Source organism: Arthrobacter sp. MYb227, assembly GCF_002975435.1.
In the GTDB taxonomy this organism is placed as follows: Bacteria; Actinomycetota; Actinomycetes; order Actinomycetales; family Micrococcaceae; genus Paeniglutamicibacter.
Map to the genome: position 1 here is coordinate 1 of NZ_PCPT01000025.1, position 1,370 is coordinate 1,370.

2 protein-coding genes are annotated in these 1,370 nt (G+C 54.0%); both read right to left on the bottom strand.

Features of this window, described 5'->3' with window-relative positions; genetic code table 11:
• The coding region (locus CQ018_RS20385) for an IS3 family transposase (RefSeq protein WP_258142799.1) at positions 1 to 804 on the bottom strand (804 nt) is incomplete at its 3' end.
• Positions 805 to 818: 14 nt separating this feature from the next.
• Positions 819 to 1,310 carry a helix-turn-helix domain-containing protein gene (locus CQ018_RS20390; protein ID WP_219844096.1) on the bottom strand — a complete coding sequence of 164 codons (492 nt, stop codon included), beginning with the start codon at positions 1,308 to 1,310 and terminating at the stop codon, positions 819 to 821.
• Positions 1,311 to 1,370: the final 60 nt, after the last annotated feature.

Sequence of the window (1,370 nt, forward strand, 5' to 3'; positions counted from 1 at the left end):
GGGGCTCAGGCACTGCAGCGTTAATGAGATTCGCTCATAGTTATACCAGTGGATGTAGTCATCTAGCTCGCTGGTGAATGCTTCTAGTCCAGTGAATTTTTGGCGGTGGAACATTTCTTCTTTGAGGTGTCCAAAGAAGTTTTCCATGACCGAATTATCCAGACAATTGCCCTTGCGTGACATGGATTGGGGCATCTTGGCCTCGCTGAGCAGTTTCTGCCAGCTGGCGTGCTGATATTGGAATCCTTGATCCGAATGCATCATCGGAGCCTCACCTTCGGCCAGAGTGCTGATCGCCTCACTTAGAGACTGGTTGGTGAATGCTACGTTTGGCGACTCGGAGATCGAGTAGGAAACGATCGAGCGATCAAACAGATCCAGGATCGGGGAAAGATAGACCTTTTGCTCGGCAACTTTAAACTCGGTCACGTCCGTCACCCATTTCGTATTGGGCGTTTCGGTATCAAATTCACGTTTGAGCAGATTCTCGGCAATCTTGCCCACCTGTCCTTTGTAGGAAGAATACCTGCGCCGGGTGCGGACTTTGCAGACCAGTTTTTCCTCGCGCATCAGCTTCAGCACGGTCTTACCTGCGACCTGCCACCCCTGGCGTCTCAGGGCAGCGTGGATGCGCCGGTAGCCGTAGCGGCCTCGGGCTGCGGTAAAGATCTTGTGGATACTCGCTCGTAGCGTTGCGTGAGGATCTGGGGTCTTGAGAGCAGCTTGGCGGTAGAAGAACGTGGAACGCGCCAACCCCGCCGCCTGCAAGAGCAGGGGCAGAGCGTGGGAAGCCTTGAGGTCCATGACAGCACTGACTTTCAGCGCCGTGGTTGGTTCCTCAAGGCTCGTACTTTTTTTAGATACGCATTCTCCGCCGCCAACCGCTGATTCTCGCGCCGTAACTGCTCGAGCTCATTGACTTCGCCTCCCGCGGTTCCTGGCAAAGACTTCGGTCGTCCCTTAGTCTTGGGCCGCAGGCCGTCTTCGCCTTGTTCCCGGTAGATCTGGACCCACTTGCCCAAGAGTTTTGGGGAGCTGAGCTGGTGCATACGGGCAAGCTCTGGTTGGGTTCCTTCACCATCAAGAAACTGGCGCACCAGTGCGAGTTTGAACTCGAAGCTATACACCTGATTCGTCGGTTTGTGTTCCAATGCTGCCCTACCCCAAATCTTGAATCGTGCCTCCAGCCTCTGAACAGCCTTGAGACTTACACCCAATCTTGAGGATATCGCAGCATGCCCAAACCCCGCCTCGAAAAGATCGACGGCAGCCAGTCGCTGCTCAACGGTCAATGAACTACTTTTACGCATGAAAAACTCCCCGAAAGTAAGGAACTGAATTAGTCAGTCCAACTTTCGGGGAGCAGTTCA

Coding starts and splice junctions, on each gene's coding strand:
- CQ018_RS20390 (WP_219844096.1), bottom strand. CDS start 1,310: ATGCGTAAAAGTAGTTCATTGACCGTTGAGCAGCGACTGGCTGCCGTC.